The following is an 18126-nucleotide window of genomic DNA, read 5'->3' as shown; positions in this document are numbered from 1 at the left end:
GTCCAGGATGTCAGCAGCGCCCCAGATGTACCGAGAAGTCCGACAGCCTCCTAGACCGGCCCGCGGCGCGTCCAGGCGCTGGCCGGAGCAAGCCCGTGTCCCGGCCCGCGGGGCCGGGCGTGCGCCAGCGCCCATTGCCATCGGCTGCGGGGCCCCCCGGATGTGAGGAGCCGTGCGTCTGCGAGGGCGCGCGATCGCGCTACCCCGGCAACGCCGGATCGGCATACCGCCTGCCGGCGCTGACCGGAAATGGGGACGCCGCGCAAGGCGTGAAGAAGGAGGTCGGCATGGCTCATGGCGGCGGTGCAGCGCGCGCACGTGGTACGCAGCTCGTCTTCTTCCTCCTGTTGTGCCTGGCCTGGATGGTGTTTCTCGCCACGTGGATGCGGCCGGCACAGGCCGCCAACCCGGCACAGGGACCGGGCGGCCCGATCCTGGTGCTGACCTCGGCCAACGCGAATTTCGGCAATTACTACGCCGAGATCCTGCGCAACGAGGGCTTCAATGCCTTCACCGTGGCGGACGTCGCGTCCATCAGCGCCGCCACGCTGGCCGCCCACGACGTGGTGATCCTGGCCAAGACCTCGCTCACCGATGCGCAGGTCAACCGGCTGACGAACTGGGTCCGGGCCGGCGGCAACCTCATCGCCATGGCGCCCGTGCCCAAGCTGGCGCCGCTGCTGGGCCTCTCCGGCGGCGGCAACACGCTGTCCGAGGGCTACCTGCTGGTCAACACCGGCCATGCCGTGGGCAACGGCATCGTCCCCCAGACCATGCAGTACCACGGCGCCGCACGCCGTTACACCCTCAACGGTGCCGCGGCGCTGGCCACGCTCTACAGCAGCGCCACCAAGGCCACCGCCAACCCGGCGGTGACGCTGCGCAGCGTGGGCGCGGGCAAGGCCGCGGCCTTCGCCTACGACCTGGCTACCTCGGTGGTCCACACGCGCCAGGGCAACCCCGCGTGGGCCGCGCAGGAGCGCGACGGGCTGGCGCCCATCCGCTCGGACGACAAGTTCTACGGCAACGCCGCCGCGGACCCCAAGCCCGACTGGGTGGACCTGAGCAAGGTGGCGATCCCGCAGGCCGACGAGCAGCAGCGGCTGCTGGCCAACCTGATCACGCACATGAGCCTGGCGCGCAAGCCGCTGCCGCGCTTCTGGTACTTCCCGCACGGCCACAAGGCGGTGGTCATCATGACCGGCGACGACCACGCCAACGGCGGCACACGCGGGCGCTTCGACCGCCTGCGCGCCCTGAGCCCCGCGGGCTGCTCGGTGGCGGACTGGCAGTGTGCGCGCGGCACCTCCTACGTCTACACCGACACGGCGCTCGGCCCCGCCGAGGCCGCGCAGTACGCCGCCGAGGGCTTCGAGGTGAGCCTGCACGTCAGCACCCGCTGCGACGACTACACCGCGCTGTCGCTGGACAGCACCTACACCGAACAGCTCGCCGCCTTCCGCGCCAAGTACGCCGGGCTGCCGGCACCGGCCACGCAGCGGCACCACTGCATCGTCTGGAGCGACTGGAGCAGCGGTGCCGAGGTGCAGGCCAAGCACGGCATGCGGCTGGACACGAGCTACTACTACTGGCCCGCGGGCTGGGTGAGGAACGTGGCGGGCATCTTCACCGGCTCGGCCATGCCCCAGCGCTTCATGCGCCTGAACGGCACCTTCGTCGACGTGTACCAGGCCGCCACGCAGATGACCGACGAATCGGGCCAGGCCTATCCCGCCACGGTGGACACGCTGCTGGACCGCGCCCTCGGTGCCGAGGGCTACTACGGCGCCTACACCGTCAACGCCCACACCGACCAGGCCATCACGGTGGAGTCGGAAACGGTGGTGGCCTCGGCCCTGGCGCGCGGGGTGCCGGTGGTGTCCGCGCGGCAGATGCTCACCTGGCTCGATGCCCGCAACGCCTCCGCCTTCAGCGGCCTGAGCTGGAACGGCAGCGTGCTGCGCTTCAGCGTGTCGCGCGACCCCAACGCGCGCGGGCTGCAAGGCATGGTGCCGCTGCGCTCGGTCAGCGGCGTGCTCGGCACCCTGCGGCGCGGCACCACCACCGTGCCCTTCACGGTGAAAGCCATCAAGGGCGTGGAGTACGCCTTCTTCAACACCGCCGCCGGCAGCTACGTCGCCACCTACGGTGCGGACAGCGCCGGGCCGGTCGTGAAGGCGACCATGCCGGCCGCGGGCGCCACGGGCGTGAACACGGCCATCACCGTCACGGCCACCTTCGGCGAGGCGCTGGACCCGGCCACCGTCAAGGCCAACACCTTCCTGCTGCGCGACCCCGCCGGCACGACGCTGCCGGCGACGGTGCGCTGGGACGCCGCCACCCGTACCGCGACGCTGCGGCCCACCGGCGCGCTGCGGCCGTCCACGCGCTACACCGCCCGGCTGCGCGGCGGCGCCACCGAGCCGCGCATCGAGGACGCCGCGGGCAACCCGCTGGCCGCAACCATGTCGTGGTCCTTCACCACCGGCGCGGGCCCCGGCGCGGACTGCCCCTGCAGCGGCTGGAGCCCCGCCACGGTGCCGACGACGCCCGCGGCCAACGACCCGGGCGCGGTGGAAGTGGGCGTGAAGTTCCGCGTGGACATCGCCGGATTCATCACCGGCATCCGCTTCTACAAGGGCACGGGCAACACCGGCCCGCACATCGGCAACCTCTGGAGCAGCGGCGGCACGCGGCTCGCATCGGCCCAGTTCGTCAACGAAACGGCCAGCGGCTGGCAGCAGGTGAACTTCGCCACGCCGGTGCCGGTGGCGGCCAACACGGTGTACGTGGCCTCGTACTTCGCGCCCAACGGCCGCTACGCCGCCGACAACAATTTCTTTGCCGGCACCGGCGTGAACCAGAGCGTGGTGCACCTGCTGCAGGACGGCGTGAGCGGCGGCAACGGGGTGTATGCCTACGGCAGCGCCTCCCGCTTCCCGACGCAAAGCTACCTCGCCACCAACTACTGGGTGGATGTCGTCTTCACCCCGAACACCGCGACCGCCACCGCGGCGCCCAGGGCGGCCGAGCCGCCCGCTCCGGCCCCGGCCGTGGCGAAGGCCGCCACGATCGATCCGACGCTGCTCCAGTCCGTGGCCGCGCGCTCCGGCGAGCGCCTCGATGCCGGGGTCGCCGCCGGAGCCGTGGCCGCGGCGGACACCTGCGCCGCGCCGGCCAACGCCATCGTCGCGGAGAACTGCAAACCCGGAAGCCCGCCGTCGCAATGGCAGGTCAGCGGCACCGGCGACGCCAGCATCCAGGGCTTCGCCACGGAGATGAGCGTCAATCGCGGCGGCACCATCCGCTTCAAGGTCAAGACCCCGGCCCGCAACTACCGCTTCGACATCTACCGCCTGGGCTGGTACGGCGGGCGCGGCGCGCGCAAGGTCGCCACCGTGAACCCCTCGGCCACGCTGCCGCAGAACCAGCCCAACTGCCTGACGCAGGCCTCCACCGGGCTCATCGACTGCGGCAACTGGGCGGTCTCGGGCTCCTGGAAGGTGCCGGCCGGCGCGGTCTCGGGCATCTACATCGCACGCCTGGTGCGCGCGGACACCGGCGGCGCCAGCCACATCGTGTTCGTGGTGCGCGACGACGCCGGCACGCACGACATGCTGTTCCAGACCTCCGACACCACCTGGCAGGCCTACAACAGCTACGGCGGCAGCAGTCTCTACACCGGAGGCATCGGCACCGGCGCGGGCCGCGCCTACAAGGTCAGCTACAACCGCCCGTTCAACACCCGCGCCGTGGCCGGCGGCCAGGATTGGCTCTTCCATGCCGAGGTCCCCATGGTGCGCTGGCTGGAGGCCAATGGTTACGACCTCAGCTACATCAGCGGCATCGACACCGACCGCGCCGGCGCCCGGCTGCTGCGCGCCAAGGTGTTCCTGTCGGTGGGACACGACGAGTACTGGTCCGGCGCGCAGCGCGCCAACGTCGAGGCCGCGCGCAACGCCGGCATGCACTTGGCCTTCTTCAGCGGCAACGAGGTGTTCTGGAAGACGCGCTGGGAAAACAGCATCGACGGCAGCAACACGCCTTACCGCACGCTGGTGTCCTACAAGGAGACGCACGCCAACGCCAAGATCGACCCGAGCCCGGCGTGGACCGGCACCTGGCGCGACCCGCGCCTCTCGCCGCCGGCCGACGGCGGGCGGCCGGAGAACGCGCTCACGGGCACGATCTTCATGAACAACGACACCGGCCGCTCCTACGCCATCCAGGTGCCGGCGGCCGACGGCAAGATGCGTTTCTGGCGCAACACCAGCGTCGCCACGCTGGCCGCCGGCACGACGGCCACGCTGCCCACGGGCGTGCTGGGCTACGAGTGGGACGCGGACCTGGACAACGGCGCGCGCCCGCCGGGGCTGATCCGGCTGTCGCAGACCACGCTGACCACCGGCGGCGCGCTGCTGGACCACGGCTCGACCTACGGCACGGGCACCGTCACGCACCGCCTCACGCTCTACCGGCACGCCAGCCGCGCGTGGGTGTTCGGCGCGGGCACGATCCAGTGGTCCTGGGGCCTGGACCCCACCCACGACAACGCCGGCACGCCGGCGGACCGCCGCATGCGGCAGGCCACGGTGAACCTGTTCGCCGACATGGGCGTGCAGCCCGCGACGCTGCAGTCCCCGCTGGTGGCGGCCACGGCCTCCACCGACGTGACGCGGCCCACGTCGGCTATCACGGCCCCGGCGGCCGGCGCCAGCGTCCCGGCCGGGCAGGCAGTGACGATTCGCGGCACCGCCCGCGACAGCGGCGGCGTGGTGGGCGGCGTGGAGGTGTCCACCGACAACGGCGCCACCTGGCACCCGGCCAACGGGCGCGGCAGCTGGACCTACGCCTGGACGCCCAAGACCACCGGCACCGTCACCCTGCGCAGCCGCGCGGTGGACGACAGCGGCAACCTGCAGGGCACGCCGGCGAGCCGCAGCCTCACGGTGACGCCCATGGTCTGCCCGTGCACGGCCTTCTCCGCGGCGGACACGCCCACCACGCCCAGCGACCCGGACGGCGCCACGGTCAACGTGGGCGTGAAGTTCCGGGTGAACCGCAACGGCTTCGTCACCGCCATCCGCTTCTACAAGGGCAGCGGCAACACCGGCACGCACGTGGGCGCGCTGTGGCGCGCCGACGGCACGTTGCTGGCGACCGCCACCTTCGTCAACGAGACGGCCAGCGGCTGGCAGCAGGCGAACTTCAGCTCACCCGTGCCCGTGACGGCCGGCACCACCTACGTGGCTTCGTACCGCGCGCCCAACGGCCATTACGCGGGCGACAACGGCTTCTTCAGCGACGCGGGCGTGGACAGCGGGCCGATCCGCCTGCTGCGCGACGGGGAGAGCGGTGGCAACGGCGTGTACGCCTACGGCGGCGCCTCGGTGCTGTTCCCGTCATCGAGCTACCAGGGGACGAACTACTGGGTGGACGTGGTGTTCAGGCCGTGAGGACGCGGCGTGAGGACGGCCCGTCGGTGAGTGGCAATAGCCGCCACGCACTTTGACCGCTTTGGCTATCGTCCCCCGGCGCCCGCGTTCCTAGAGTCACGCGGGCGCCGTGTCCGCCCACCGGGAACCTGCCCACAGCAGGGCGGACGCGCATTGCCGGGCTGGAGCCTGCCCCGCGGGCCGGCCCGGCGCGGAACATCAGACAAGCAGGAGACATCGACATGGACAACACCCGCGCCACGGCGGCACGCCAGGCCTTTCTGGCCGCCCGCGACCAACTGCTGGCCCTTCGCACCGACCAGGCGACGGCCGCGCGCGATTTCCGCTGGCCCGTGCTGGAGCAGTTCAACTGGGCCCTCGACTACTTCGACGCCATGGCGCGCGACAACGACGCGCCCGCGCTGTGGATCGTGGACGAGCACGGCGGCGAGCTGAAGCGCTCGTTCCGCCAGATGTCGGAGTGCTCGGCGCGGGTGGCCAACTTCCTGCGCCGGCACGGCGTCAAGCGCGGGGACCGCATCCTGCTGATGCTGGGCAACGAGGTGGCGCTGTGGGAGCTCATGCTCGGCGCCTTCAAGCTCGGCGCGGTGGTGATCCCGGCCACGGCGCTGCTCACCCCCGACGACCTGCGCGATCGGCTGGAGCGCGGCCACGTGCGCCACGTGGTGGCCGGCAGCGCGCTGAGCGCCAAGTTCGAAGGGCTGGCCGACGGTTGCACGCGCATCTGCGTGGGCGCCGCGCAGCCGGGCTGGATCGACTTCGCGTTGTCGCGGGAGGAGAGCGCCCACTTCGAGCCGGACGGCCCCACGGCCGCCAGCGACCCGCTGCTGCTCTACTTCACCTCCGGCACCACCTCCAAGCCCAAGCTGGTGCTGCACACGCACCAGAGCTACCCGGTGGGGCATCTCTCCACCATGTACTGGATCGGGCTGCAGCCGGGGGACGTGCACCTCAACATCTCCTCGCCCGGCTGGGCCAAGCATGCGTGGAGCTGCTTCTTCGCGCCCTGGAACGCGGGCGCCTGCGTCTTCATCCACAACGTGGCGCGCTTCAGCGCGGCGGCGCTGCTGGCCGTGCTGGAGCGCCACGGCGTGACCACGCTGTGCGCGCCGCCCACGGTGTGGCGCATGGTGATCCAGGAGGACATGGCGGCCTGGCGCAGCCGGCTCAAGCTGCGCGAGGTCATCGGCGCGGGCGAGCCGCTGAACCCGGAGATCATCGAGCAGGTGCGCGAGGCCTGGGGCCTGACGCTGCGCGACGGCTACGGCCAGACGGAAACCACGGCCCAGGTCGGCAACGCGCCGGGGCAGCCGCTCAAGCCCGGCTCGATGGGCCGGCCGCTGCCGGGCTACCAGGTGGCGCTGCTGGACATCGACGGCAACGAGAGCACCGAGGGCGAGGTGTGCCTGAAGCTCGATCCGCGCCCGCTGGGCCTGATGGCGGGCTACGAGGACAGCGCGGAAAAGACCGCCGAAGTGATGCGCGACGGCTACTACCACACCGGAGACGTCGCCATGCGCGACGCCGAGGGCTATCTCACCTTCGTCGGGCGCGCCGATGACGTGTTCAAGGCCTCGGACTACCGCATCAGCCCCTTCGAGCTGGAGAGCGTGCTGATGGAGCACCCGGCCGTGACCGAGGTGGCCGTGGTGCCCAGCCCGGACCCGGTGCGGCTGGCGGTGCCCAAGGCCTTCATCACGCTGGCGCAGGGCCGCGAGGCCGACGCGGCGCTGGCGCTGGACGTGCTGAGCTGGGCTCGCCGCCAGCTCGCGCCCTACAAGCGCGTGCGCCGCATCGAGTTCCTCACCGAGCTGCCCAAGACCATCTCGGGCAAGCTGCGCCGCGTGGAGCTGCGCCGGCTGGAGGCGGATCGCCGCCAGCGCGGCGTGCGCGAGGCCGGGGAGTTCTTCGAGGAGGATTTCCCTGGCCTGAAGTCCGAGGGTTGATACCAGTTCTTGATGCCGACTTAAAGAACCCCGTCACACCCGCGGAGCCTGTCCCCGCGCAGGCGGGGAGCGGGTGTCCACGAACGCCGGGCGGCATCCCGGCCAGCGTGGATGCCCGCCTTCGCGGGCATGACGGAATGACTTCACAGGCAAACGCGAACTGGAATCACCGGCCCTCTCGGGGCTTGATGTGAACGACCAAGTTGCCGCCGGTGCGGTGGTCGAATTCGCGGATACGCTGGATCAGCGAGGTGGTGAGTACGTGCCCCGCAGCCAGCATCAGCACGCCGGTGGGCGACACCAGGTCGCGGGCCAGCACCATCGCGGGTTCGAGCAGTTGCGTGCCCAGCAGCAGCTCAGGATTGGGCCGCGGGCGTTCGGGCTCGGTGATGTGCAGGAAGACATCCACCACTTCGGGGTCGAACTGCTTGCCGCGGCCGTGGCGGATCAAGACACGTGCCTCCTGCAGCGTCACCGGCGACTCGACCACATGCCCGTGCTGTAGTTCGTCAAAGGCGTCGACCACCGCGAGGATGCGTGCGCCCAGCGGGATGGACGAGCCGCTGCGTCCGTCCGGGAAGCCCTGACCGTCGAAACGTTCGTGGTGGGCGCGGATGAGCGTTGCTACCGGCTGCATGTCCTCCAGCGGCATCAGGGCCTGTTCGCCCAGTTCGGCGTGCCGCTGGAACTGCGCGGACTCCTCGGCCGAGCACCTTGCGGCAGGTTTGGCCAGCAGCGCATCGGGCACTCCAATCAGACCGATGTCGTGCAGCAGCGCCGCCACGAAGTTCTGCTGCACCTCGTCGTCGGGGCGATCCATCGCCTGCGACAGCTTGCGCGCCAGGTCGGCGGTCCGCCTGCCGTGCCCAGCCACGCGACCGCCGCGCATCTCGATCAGGCCCGAGAACACCTTGATGCCCGTGAGATAGCTGCGCTTGAGCGCGTCGTTGGCTTTGGCCAGCGCTGCGGTGCGCTCCTGTACGCGTTGCTCGAGCGTCTCGTTGGCCTGTCGCAGCTGCGCGTTTTGGCATGACGTCAGCGCCTCCAGGCGCCGGCGCTCACGCTCGAGTTCAAGCATCTGCAAGCCTTGGCGCAGGGTCGAGCGCAGCTCGACGTCGTCCCAGGGCTTGGCCAGATAACGAAAGATTCGACCTCGGTTGATGGCCGCGATGGCCGCACCGGTGTCGGCATGCCCCGTGAGCAGCAGGCGCATGGTCTCGGGCCAGCGTGCGTGCACCTGCTCCAGCAGCACGGCGCCGTCCATCTCGGGCATGCGCATGTCCGAGAGGACGATGTCAACGGCCTCCGTGGCCAGCACCTGCAGCGCCTCGGCCCCGCTGCCGGCGGTCAGCACGCGCCAGCCGTCGGTACGCAGCGCGCGCCTGAGCGCCGAAAGAATGTTCGGCTCGTCGTCGACGCACAGCACGGCGGGCGCCGGTGCGGTCGAAACCCCGGCCGCGGCAGGCGGCGCGGGCGGCTCGGCGGTGTTCATGATGCGAGCGCCTCGCACAGGGCATCGGCTGCCGCGCTGCTGGACCGCAGCGCATCCAGGCAGTTCTCGGCGCTGATGTTCAGATGGGACCAGATCTCGACGGTGACTTCCGGAACGACCTCGTGCGTGTCCTCCTCGGGGCCGATGCCATGTGCCAGCGCGTCGGCGATATGCACCAGCTCGGTCAACGTTGCAGCTCCCGGACCGCTCGGCGCAGGCGGTGCGTGATGCGCGGCGATGGAACTGGTGATGACGGCTGGCAGGCGCCATCGTTGGGCGAGCAGTTCACCTGCGACGCCGTGATCGAGCCCCATCACCAGACGCTCGGCCCGCCACAGCGGCACGTCGGCGTGGTCCGCGTACTGCTGCACGACACCATAGGCGGCGGGGAACGACGTCGCGAGCGCCAGCACGCCCACGTCGTGCAACAAGGCGGCGGTGAAGGCCACATCGGCATCGAGCCGGACCGCTGGCGCCAGCTCGCGCGCAACGATCGCGGTGGTCATGGCGTGGCGCCAGAACCGCCTGAAGTTCAGGGGACTCTTCGTCTCCGCCGGGAACCGGGCGGAGACGGCTGCCGCCGTCAGCAGCGCGGACACGGCACGCAGTCCCAGGATGGCTATGGCCGCGCGAATGGTCGCCACGCGCCCCGGCGCGCCATAGAAGGCGGTGTTGGCCGCCCGCAGCGTGCGCGCAACCATGGCCTGGTCGTGCTCGATGCGCTCGGCAATGGCTGCGGCGCTGGTCCTCTCATCCCGCAAAGCTGCCAAAGCGTCCTGCACGGCCTGCGGCAGACTGGGCAACGCGATCACTGCGCGCTGCAATTCGCCCAGTGAAACCGGCACCTGCGGGGCCTTCTCCCGGCTCCCCGTGTGCGTCCATTCCGGCACGACCAGGGGAGACGACACGCCTCGGTATTGGCGCAACAGCGGCAGCAGCGGGTTCACCGTACCCTGGGCCAGCGAGCGCCGGAACAGACGGGCCAGAGCAGCGGCGGCCTGCGCGTCTTCGATCACGGGCCTGTCGCCACGACCTTGTCCGTCGGCAGAGCCCGGTAGGGTCCCTTCGCACACGGTTGCAATCATTCAGTAGGCCTCCAACGCGATTTCGGGAGTCAGCAGCAGGATGTGGCTTGGCATCTGGCCGTCCCGCTGCAGGGTGCGGTGCAGCGCGCGGTGACGCCTGCCACCGAGATCCAAGACGAAGCCGGCGCCGCGCGTGTCCCAGCCCGTCCGCGTCATGCACTCCGGCAAGACGTCGACGGCGGGTGCGCCGAGTTCGGCGGCGACGCCGGGCAGCAGTTCCCGGGCCTCGGCGTTGACGAATGCCAGCGTGCCGTCGCCATCGATGATGATCACTGCCCCAGGAAAGGCCTCCAGCGCATCGCGCGCGCTGGAGGCCACCAACCCCAGCAACTCGGCTTCGCTGCGCTGCTGCACCAGCAGCGCCTCGAGACGCTGGTTCAGCGCCTGGTAGTCCGCGTTGGCCGCCTCCACTTGGCGCGCCAGGCGCTGGTTCTCGTCGGCCATCTCCTTCTGACGGAAGGCCTCGGCCACGTGGCCCCGCAGCAGGCCATCGTCCCAGGGCTTGGTGAGGAACTTGTAGATCGCCCCCTCGTTGATCGCGTCAATGATCGACTGCAGCTCGGTGTAGCCCGACAGCACCATGCGGATCGTGTTCGGGTACAAGTCCTTGGCTCGGCGCAGGAACTCCACGCCGGTCAGGCCAGGCATGCGCTGATCGGAAACGATGACGTCCACCTCGCATTCGGCCAGGCGCTGCAACCCTTCGGCCGCGCTGGCCGCCGTGACGATCGTGTAGCCGTCACGGCGCAGCAGGCGCTTGAGCGAGGAGAGGATGTTCGTCTCGTCGTCAACCAGCAGCAGCGTGCGCGTGCTGCGCACCCGGGTCACGAACCGTTCGGGCAGGCGGCGTCCCTCGCGCAGCAGCGCGGCGAAGGCATCGGGCGGCAGCGCCGCGCTGAATCGAAAACCCTGGATCAAGTCGCAGCGGTTGGCCGCCAGCAGGCTGAGCTGCCCATCGCTTTCCACCCCTTCAGCCAGGACCTTGAGCTGCAGCCCATGGGCCATCGTGATGATGGCGCGCGTGACCGACACGTCCGCGGGCGCGGCCGTCACGTCGTGCACGAAGGAGCGGTCGATCTTCACCACGTCGATCGGAAGGCTGCGAAGGCAACTCAGGCTGGAATAGCCGGTGCCGAAGTCGTCCAGCGCGACCTCGACCCCGAGTGCCTTGATCTCGCGCAGCACGGCGGCCGCATGGGCCACGTCGACCATCACCGAGCTTTCGGTGATCTCGACCCCGAGCAATGCCGGGTCGGCGCCGGTCTCCAGGAGGATCGCCTGAACGTGCTGCGCCAGGTCGCGGCGCTGCAGTTGCATCGGCGAGAAGTTGACCCCGATGCGCACCGGCGGCACGCCCTCGGCGCGCCAGCGGGCGATTTGCTGGCATGCCCGACGCAGGACCCAATCACCCAGCGGTCCGATGAGCCCGGTGCGCTCGGCCACCGCGACGAATTCGCCCGGTGACACGACGCCCAGGGCGGGCGAGGTCCAGCGCAGCAGGGCTTCCGCGCCGGCGATGCGCCCGTCGGACAGATCCACCTGCGGCTGATAGTGAAGCTCCAGTTCGTCGTCTACGATGGCCTGCCGCAGCAGGGCCTCGACACGCATCTCGTGCAGCGCGCGCGCGTTGGACTCGGGTTTGTAGAGAACGACCTGGGCATCCTGCGTCGCCCGCAGACGCGCGGTCTGCGCAAGCTCCAGCAACTCCGCGGGTCGCTGTGCGTCTTCCGGGAAACTCGCGACGCCGATGATGCAGCGCGCGAAGGTTTCGGTGGTGTGGATGCAAACCGGGGCCTCCAGGATCTGGCGTATGCGGTGGGCGCGCGCCAGCACGATGGAACGCGCCTCGGCGGTGCCGGCCGGCAGCTCGACCATCAGTGCGAACTCATGGCTGCCCAGGCGCGCCACCATCTCGCCTTCGCTGGCGGCCTGCTGCAGTCGCTCCGCCAAGGTCATGGCCAGGGCGTCCCCGGCGCCGAAGCCCATCTTGTCGCGCAGCTCCGAGATGCGCGGCACATCGATCGCGAGCAGCATGACGATGTGCTCGTCCCAACCCGCCGCGACGATAGCGGCGTCGACCTTGTCGAGGAAGGCGGCGCAGTTGGGCAGGCCAGTCACCTCGTCGTGCGTCACCAGCTCCTGCACGCGCTGCTCGGCGTCGCGCTGCGCGGTGATGTCCTGCAGCAGCGCGATGCCGCGCCGCCTGCCAGTCTCGTTCTGCTCGACGCGGCCGCGGTGCAGCACGGTCAGGCGTTGGCCCTGCGTCGTGAGCACGCGATGCTGGAAGTCGAACGGCTCGCCGGGTTCGGCACTGCGCCAGATGCCCGCGACGAAGTCGCGCTCGTCGGGCGGCACCCAGTCCAGCGCGTCGACGCTGCACACGGGCGCATCGGCTGCCAGGCCCAACAACTGCTGCAACCCGCTGGACAGCTTGACCAGACCCTCGGGCAGCGTGATTTCGAAGGACCCCGAGCGGCATAGCGTCTCGGTGCACTCCAGCATCTGCGCATTCCAGCTCGCCCGCTGCAGGGCATCGGTCAGCTCGGTGATGTCGTCCAAGGTGACCAGCACCGCCCGCCGTCCACCGAAGGACACCAGGGTGGCAAAGACGCGCGCGTCGAAACGGCTGCCGTCGCGGCGCACCATCGGCATCTGGCCGGGGCGCCCCACCTTGCCTGCGAAGCGGCGCGCAATGGTCTCGCGCGTGCGCTCCAGATGCTCGGGCGGCGTGGCGACGTGATGGGGCTGGCCGATCAGCTCCTCTCGCGGCCAGCCGATCAGTGTCGCGAACATCGGGTTGGCATAGACGATGCGCTCGTCCTGGATCACGAAGTGAGCGGCCTGCGAATGCTCGATCAGCACACGCGCGTCGTCGCCCAACAAGGCCACGTCGTGGGTGGCCGTCGTCTCGGGAGGGATAGGCGCTTGCATGGCGATGGAACGAGCTTGGACAACAGGTTTCGGCCTTGCCGCGCGTCGCAGCAGGCGGCCGCGCGCATGGATAGAACACAACTGGGCGCGGGACGGACGCATCCGGATGCCTGGCGTCTGCACAGTTGCAGCAGGCATTCGGAACACCACCCGCTGTAGAACTCTTCGGCCTGTCTGGAGGCGGGTTGAGGCGTCGTGGCGCCCGGGCGTGAAGTTCGCCACGGGAGTGGGACTCGCACGCCTCGATTCCACCCCGAACCAGCCGATAACTGCACGATCCCCGGCCTCGAACGTCGGGCCCTTGCGCAACGGAGACCTCATGCACATCGGCCAGTACCTATGGACCCGCGCTGCCGGCTGGGCGCCTGCTCTGCCGGCAGGTGACTCGCCGGCACAGTTGGTGTTTGTCTTCGGCGGCGGCGCCTTGCTGCAACGCGACGAGCCAACGAGCGCGCTGCGCGTGGCGTTCCCGCACGCCACCTGCGTGGGTTGCTCGACCGCGGGCGAGGTGGCGGGAACGACCGTCCACGACGACACGCTCGTGGTCACTGCGGCGCACTTTGAAAGTCGCACCGTCGAAAGCGTCGAGGTGACCATTGCGCCTGGCAGCGACGGCGCCGAGATCGCCACCTTCGCCGAAGCATGAACACCGATCCGTCCACCGGGGCCACCCCGGCCTCATCGCACAAATTGCTGCAGCGCCAGCTCAGGCGCGCCTTCGGCTCGATCGAGGCGACGCCTGCAGGGCTGGAAAACCTGCTCGCCGCCATCAGCCAGGCCTACGAAGACGCTGACACCGATCGCGCGATGATCGAGCGATCACTCAACCTGATGTCGCGCGAGCTCAACGATCGCAACGATCGTCTGCGAGCCGAACTGGCCGAGCGCCAGCGGCAGGCCGATGAGCAGCAGGCGCTGATCCGCCGCCTTGAGAAGACGCAAAGCCAGCTCGTGCAAGCCGAGAAGATGGCCTCGATCGGTCAGCTCGCGGCCGGCGTGGCACATGAGATCAACAACCCGATCGGCTACGTCGGCTCCAATCTCACGAGTTTGCAGACCTATGTGCAGTCGCTGTTGGCGATCGTCGCCGCGTTCGAGGCCCGTTTGAGCGCCTTGCCACCGTCGGACGCTGCAGCCCTGCGCATGCTGATGGAGGAACACGACTACGCCTACCTGCGCGAGGATGTGCAGGAGTTGTTGCGCGAGTCCAGCACGGGCGTGCAGCGCGTGCGCCAGATCGTCCAGGACCTGAAGGACTTCTCGCACGCCGGAGAGCAGGAATGGGTCTGGGCCGATCTGCACAAGGGTCTGGATTCAACGCTCAACATCGTGCACAACGAGATCAAGTACGTGGCCGATGTGGAGCGCCGCTACGGTGAGATCCCCCAGGTGCATTGCCTGGCCTCGCAGCTGAACCAGGTGTTCATGAATCTGCTGATCAACGCCGCGCATGCGGTGACCGGGCGCGAGTCGCGCGGCCGCATCGTCGTCACGACCGGGTGCCTGAGCCCGGACGAGGTCTTTGTCGAGATCGCCGACAACGGCTGCAGCATCGCGCCGGAACATCTGAGACGCATCTTCGATCCCTTCTTCACCACCAAGCCGGTAGGCAAGGGCACGGGGCTGGGCCTGTCGGTGTCCTATGGCATCGTGAGCCGCCACGGCGGCCGCATCGAGGTGGACAGCCGGTTGGGCGAAGGTACGCGCTTCCGAGTCTGCTTGCCGGTGCGGCACGAAGCACGCGAAGCCGAGCGGACCACGGGCTGAGGGGCGCCACGCGCCCGTGCACCGCCTTTTCTCAGGTCGCCTTCGCCTTCACATACCGCCCCGGCGCCGGCTCGATGGGCTTGAACTTCTTGCTGCCCAGCGCCTTGCGCGCCGGCACCTCGTCATCGCCGCCCTGCCGCGCCAGCCACTCGCTCCACGTGGTCCACCAGCTGCCCGGGTACTGCTGCGCCTGCTTGAACCAGTGCTCGGGGTCCGGGTCCAGCGCCGGCAACTGCTCGGCCTCGGGGGCGGGCGCGGCATCGTCGGCGTCGGCCGGCGGCAGCTCCCAGTAGCTGCGCTTCTTCTTGGCCGGCGGGTTGATCACGCCGGCAATGTGGCCGCTGGCGCCGAGCACGAAGGTGCGCGGACCGCCCAGGAGCTGCGTGCTGGCATAGGCGCTCTTCCACGGCACGATGTGGTCCTCGCGCGAGGCGTACAGGAAGGCCGGCACCGTGACCTGGCGCAGGTCCACCGGCACGCCGCACTGCACCGTGCCGCCGGGCTGGCGGATCTTGTTCTCCAGGTAGCCGCGGCGCATGAAGAAGCAGGCCATGGGGCCGGGCAGGTTGGAGTCGTCGGCATTCCAGTACAGCAGGTCGAAGGGCGGCGGCGCCTTGCCCTGCAGGTAGCCGTTGACCACGTAGGGCCAGATCAGGTCGTTGGCGCGCAGCGCGGCGAACATGTGCGCCAGCTCCCGTCCGTGCAGCACGCCGTTCTTGCCGATGCTGGCCTCGCGCAGCGCCATGGACTGCGGCGTGATCATCAGCCCCAGCTCGCCGGTGTCGCTGAAGTCCAGGAGCGTGGTCAGCAGCGTCATGCTGGCGACCTTGTCGAGCGTGCCCTGGGCCGCCATCACCGCCAGCGTGCAGGCCAGCAGCGAGCCGCCGATGCAGAAGCCCAGGGTGTTGACCTGCTCGCTGCCGGCGATCTCGCGCGCCACGTCGATGGCCGTCATCACGCCCTGGCGCTCGTAGTCGTCCCAGGTGAGATGGCCCAGCGAGGCGTCGATGTTGCGCCACGACACGAGGAACACCGTGTGGCCCTGCGACACCGCGTAGGCCACCAGCGAGTTCTCGGGCTGCAGGTCCAGGATGTAGAACTTGTTGATGCACGGCGGCACGATCAGCAACGGCGTGCGCTTCACGTTCTCCGTGCTCGGCGCGTACTGCAGCAGCTGGAACAGCTCGTTCTCGAACACCACGCTGCCCGGGCTCAGCGCCACGTTCTTGCCGACCTCGAAGGCCTTCTCGTCGGTCATGGAGACGCGGCCCTTGGCAAAGTCTTCCATGAACAGCCGCGCGCCCTCGATCAGGCTGCGCCCGCCGGTGTCCACCGCCGTCTGCAGCGCCTCGGGATTGGTGAGCAGGCAGTTGGCGGGGCTCAGCGCATCGACGACCTGGCGCAGCAGGAAGCCCCACTGCGACTTGCTGCGCTCGTCCATGGGCGCGGACTCCAGCGCCTGGCGCAGCGCCTGCGTCTGCGCGAGGTAGGCCTTGGAAAGCATCTCGAAGCCCGGGTGCCTGGTCCAGGCCTCGGCGGAGAAGCGCTTGTCGGCCGCCACGTTGACCGCGCTGGGGAAGCCGGGAATGGCCGCGGCCATGGACATCGGCCAGAAGGACGTCATCTGCCTGAGCGTCTCCTGCTGCCAGGACGTGAAGGCCGTGGCGGCCTGCATCCAGGGCGCGAAGGCCTGGTCCGCGGCGAAGGGGCCCAGCGCCGCTTGCTGGGATTTCAGCAAATCGGCGAACCATTGGCCGTTGTCGGGCGTGGAAGCGTTGCTCATCCGCTGTCTCCATCGTTGCTTGTCATCGAGGGCGCGCGGCCGGCGGCCGCGACCCTCGGCCCATCTTCCCGCGACGGTGGCCGCAGGCGCTGCAAAACCCGGTTGGTGCACATGGCGTGCCGGCAGGAATGCGCATGCCGCCGCTCAGGTTTTTCCCGTAGTCATGGCTTGAACCAGGGTTTGTCCGGGTGCGCCTGATCTGGCTCAAGGCCGCCCCACGACCTATCATCTACCGAACGGTCGGTAAATGATTGCCAACAACGAGGACAGCCGACCGAGCTTGAATGCAGGAGTTGCCAAGGTGCCCGAGTCCCTGATCCTGAAGTCCCAGAGCGGCGCCGTGCGCACGCTGACGCTGAACCGGCCGGCTGCGCTCAACAGCTTCAACGGCGAGATGCACTCGCTGCTGCGGGCGGAGTTGGAGAACGCCGCCGCGGACCGGAGCGTGCGTTGCGTGCTGCTCACCGGCGCGGGGCGGGCCTTCTGCGCCGGGCAGGATTTGTCGGACCCGCTGGTGAGCCCCGATCCCGCCCAGCCGCCCAAGGACCTGGGCGTGGCCATCGAGCGCTACTACGGTCCGCTGGTGCGGCGGCTGCGCAGCATGCCGGTGCCGGTGGTGGTGGCCGTCAACGGCGCGGCTGCCGGCGCGGGCGCCAACCTGGCGCTGTGCGGCGACATCGTGCTGGCGGCGCGCTCGGCCAGCTTCATCCAGGCCTTCTCCAAGATCGGGCTGGTGCCCGACAGCGGCGGCACCTGGCTGTTGCCGCGGCTGGTGGGCCGTGCCCGCGCGCTGGGGCTGGCGCTGCTGGGCGACAAGCTGCCGGCGGAGGAGGCCGAGCGCATCGGGTTGATCTGGCGCTGCGTGGACGACGCGGCGCTGATGGAGCAGGCGCAGGCGCTGGCCCAGCGGTTGGCGGGCATGCCGACCAAGGCGCTGGTGGCCACGCGGCAGGCCATGGACGAGGCGCAGCAGCTGAGCCTGCCGCATGCGCTCACGGCCGAAGCGAAGCTGCAGCGCGAGCTGGGTTTCGCGCACGACTACCAGGAAGGCGTGGCCGCCTTCGGCGCCAAGCGCGCCCCCGTCTTCACCGACCGCTGAAGCTTTACCGGAGGTTCAATGACTGCGACGCCGCAGCAAGTCGCCGAGCGCGTTCGCGCCGGCATGTTCGCCGAGGACCGCGCCGCGCAGGCGCTGGGCATGGAAGTCACGGCCATCGGGCCGGGCAGCGCCACGCTGACCATGACGGTGCGCGAGCACATGCTCAACGGCCACGCCATCTGCCATGGCGGGCTCATCGCCACGCTGGCCGACACGGCCTTCGCCTACGGCTGCAACTCCTATGACGAGCTGACCGTGGCCTCGGGCTTCAGCATCGATTTCGTCGCCCCGGGCCGCCTGGGCGACGTGCTGACCGCGCGCTGTGCCGAGGTGTCGCGTGCCGGGCGCACCGGCGTCTACGACGTGACGGTGGAGAACCAGCGCGGCGAGCGCATCGCGGTGTTCCGCGGCCGCTCCTACACCGCCAAGGGCCGGCCCGCGGTCAAGGCCTGAAAACCTGCCATCACGAGAGGAGACAAGCCATGCCCGTGAAGCAACCCGCCCCTGGCGACCTGGAGCCCATCGAGCTGGCCAGCCGCGACGAGATCCAGGCGCTGCAGCTGCAAC

General features: G+C 69.8%; 10 protein-coding genes. 6 read left to right on the top strand and 4 right to left on the bottom strand.

Translation table 11 applies throughout. The features are described from left to right. Positions 1-269 precede the first annotated feature (269 nt). Positions 270-5456: a N,N-dimethylformamidase beta subunit family domain-containing protein gene (locus Q0741_RS17580; protein WP_298234492.1), complete on the top strand. Its 5187-nt coding sequence runs from the start codon at positions 270-272 to the stop codon at positions 5454-5456. Between the two features lie 221 nt (positions 5457-5677). Further along, positions 5678-7402: an AMP-binding protein gene (locus tag Q0741_RS17575; protein ID WP_298234491.1), complete on the top strand. Its 1725-nt coding sequence runs from the start codon at positions 5678-5680 to the stop codon at positions 7400-7402. Positions 7403-7568: 166 nt separating this feature from the next. On the opposite strand, the gene Q0741_RS17570 is transcribed toward Q0741_RS17575, so the two are convergent. The 3 genes from Q0741_RS17570 to Q0741_RS17560 all read right to left on the bottom strand — a co-directional run bounded on the left by Q0741_RS17570 (position 7569) and on the right by Q0741_RS17560 (position 12862). Further along, on the bottom strand, positions 7569-8894 hold the full coding sequence (locus tag Q0741_RS17570) for an HD domain-containing phosphohydrolase (protein ID WP_298234490.1): 1326 nt from the start codon (positions 8892-8894) through the stop codon (positions 7569-7571). Continuing rightward, positions 8891-9910, bottom strand: a complete 1020-nt coding sequence (locus tag Q0741_RS17565) for an HDOD domain-containing protein (RefSeq protein WP_298234489.1) — start codon at positions 9908-9910, stop codon at positions 8891-8893. The genes Q0741_RS17570 and Q0741_RS17565 overlap by 4 nt, the downstream gene beginning before the upstream one ends. Positions 9911-9979: 69 nt before the next feature. After that, on the bottom strand, positions 9980-12862 hold the full coding sequence (locus tag Q0741_RS17560) for an EAL domain-containing protein (RefSeq protein ID WP_298234488.1): 2883 nt from the start codon (positions 12860-12862) through the stop codon (positions 9980-9982). 367 nt (positions 12863-13229) lie between these two features. Here Q0741_RS17560 and Q0741_RS17555 point away from each other — a divergent pair, with 367 nt between their 5' ends. Together Q0741_RS17555 and Q0741_RS17550 are read left to right on the top strand one after the other, a co-directional pair. Beyond that, positions 13230-13556, top strand: coding sequence for an FIST N-terminal domain-containing protein (locus tag Q0741_RS17555; RefSeq protein WP_298234487.1), 327 nt, complete (start codon positions 13230-13232; stop codon positions 13554-13556). Beyond that, positions 13553-14677 carry an ATP-binding protein gene (locus tag Q0741_RS17550; protein ID WP_298234486.1) on the top strand — a complete coding sequence of 375 codons (1125 nt, stop codon included), beginning with the start codon at positions 13553-13555 and terminating at the stop codon, positions 14675-14677. The genes Q0741_RS17555 and Q0741_RS17550 overlap by 4 nt, the downstream gene beginning before the upstream one ends. A 31-nt stretch (positions 14678-14708) precedes the next feature. Here the strand turns inward: Q0741_RS17550 and Q0741_RS17545 are convergent, their stop codons facing one another. Further along, positions 14709-16460, bottom strand: a complete 1752-nt coding sequence (locus tag Q0741_RS17545; RefSeq protein WP_298234485.1) for a class I poly(R)-hydroxyalkanoic acid synthase — start codon at positions 16458-16460, stop codon at positions 14709-14711. A 301-nt stretch (positions 16461-16761) separates the two neighbouring features. On the opposite strand from Q0741_RS17545, the gene paaG reads away from it, so the two are divergent. Beyond that, positions 16762-17559 (top strand): 2-(1,2-epoxy-1,2-dihydrophenyl)acetyl-CoA isomerase PaaG, encoded by a 798-nt coding sequence (gene paaG / locus Q0741_RS17540; RefSeq protein ID WP_298234484.1) that lies wholly within the window; start codon positions 16762-16764, stop codon positions 17557-17559. A gap of 18 nt (positions 17560-17577) precedes the next feature. Further along, on the top strand, positions 17578-18012 hold the full coding sequence (paaI, locus tag Q0741_RS17535) for a hydroxyphenylacetyl-CoA thioesterase PaaI (RefSeq protein WP_298234483.1): 435 nt from the start codon (positions 17578-17580) through the stop codon (positions 18010-18012). The last annotated feature ends 114 nt before the right edge of the window (positions 18013-18126 follow it).

It is taken from the genome of uncultured Azohydromonas sp., from assembly GCF_937926365.1.
Lineage (GTDB): Bacteria > Pseudomonadota > Gammaproteobacteria > Burkholderiales > Burkholderiaceae_C > Azohydromonas.
The sequence above is the reverse complement of the archived record's forward strand: the minus strand, read 5'-3'. Positions and strand labels throughout refer to the sequence as shown.

Excerpts from the sequence above, each read along its gene's own strand:
- Q0741_RS17555 (WP_298234487.1), top strand. The coding sequence starts at position 13,230 with ATGCACATCGGCCAGTACCTATGGACCCGCGCTGCCGGCTGGGCGCCT.
- Q0741_RS17545 (WP_298234485.1), bottom strand. The coding sequence starts at position 16,460 with ATGAGCAACGCTTCCACGCCCGACAACGGCCAATGGTTCGCCGATTTG.
- Q0741_RS17570 (WP_298234490.1), bottom strand. The coding sequence starts at position 8,894 with ATGAACACCGCCGAGCCGCCCGCGCCGCCTGCCGCGGCCGGGGTTTCG.
- Q0741_RS17575 (WP_298234491.1), top strand. The coding sequence starts at position 5,678 with ATGGACAACACCCGCGCCACGGCGGCACGCCAGGCCTTTCTGGCCGCC.
- Q0741_RS17550 (WP_298234486.1), top strand. The coding sequence starts at position 13,553 with ATGAACACCGATCCGTCCACCGGGGCCACCCCGGCCTCATCGCACAAA.
- paaI (WP_298234483.1), top strand. The coding sequence starts at position 17,578 with ATGACTGCGACGCCGCAGCAAGTCGCCGAGCGCGTTCGCGCCGGCATG.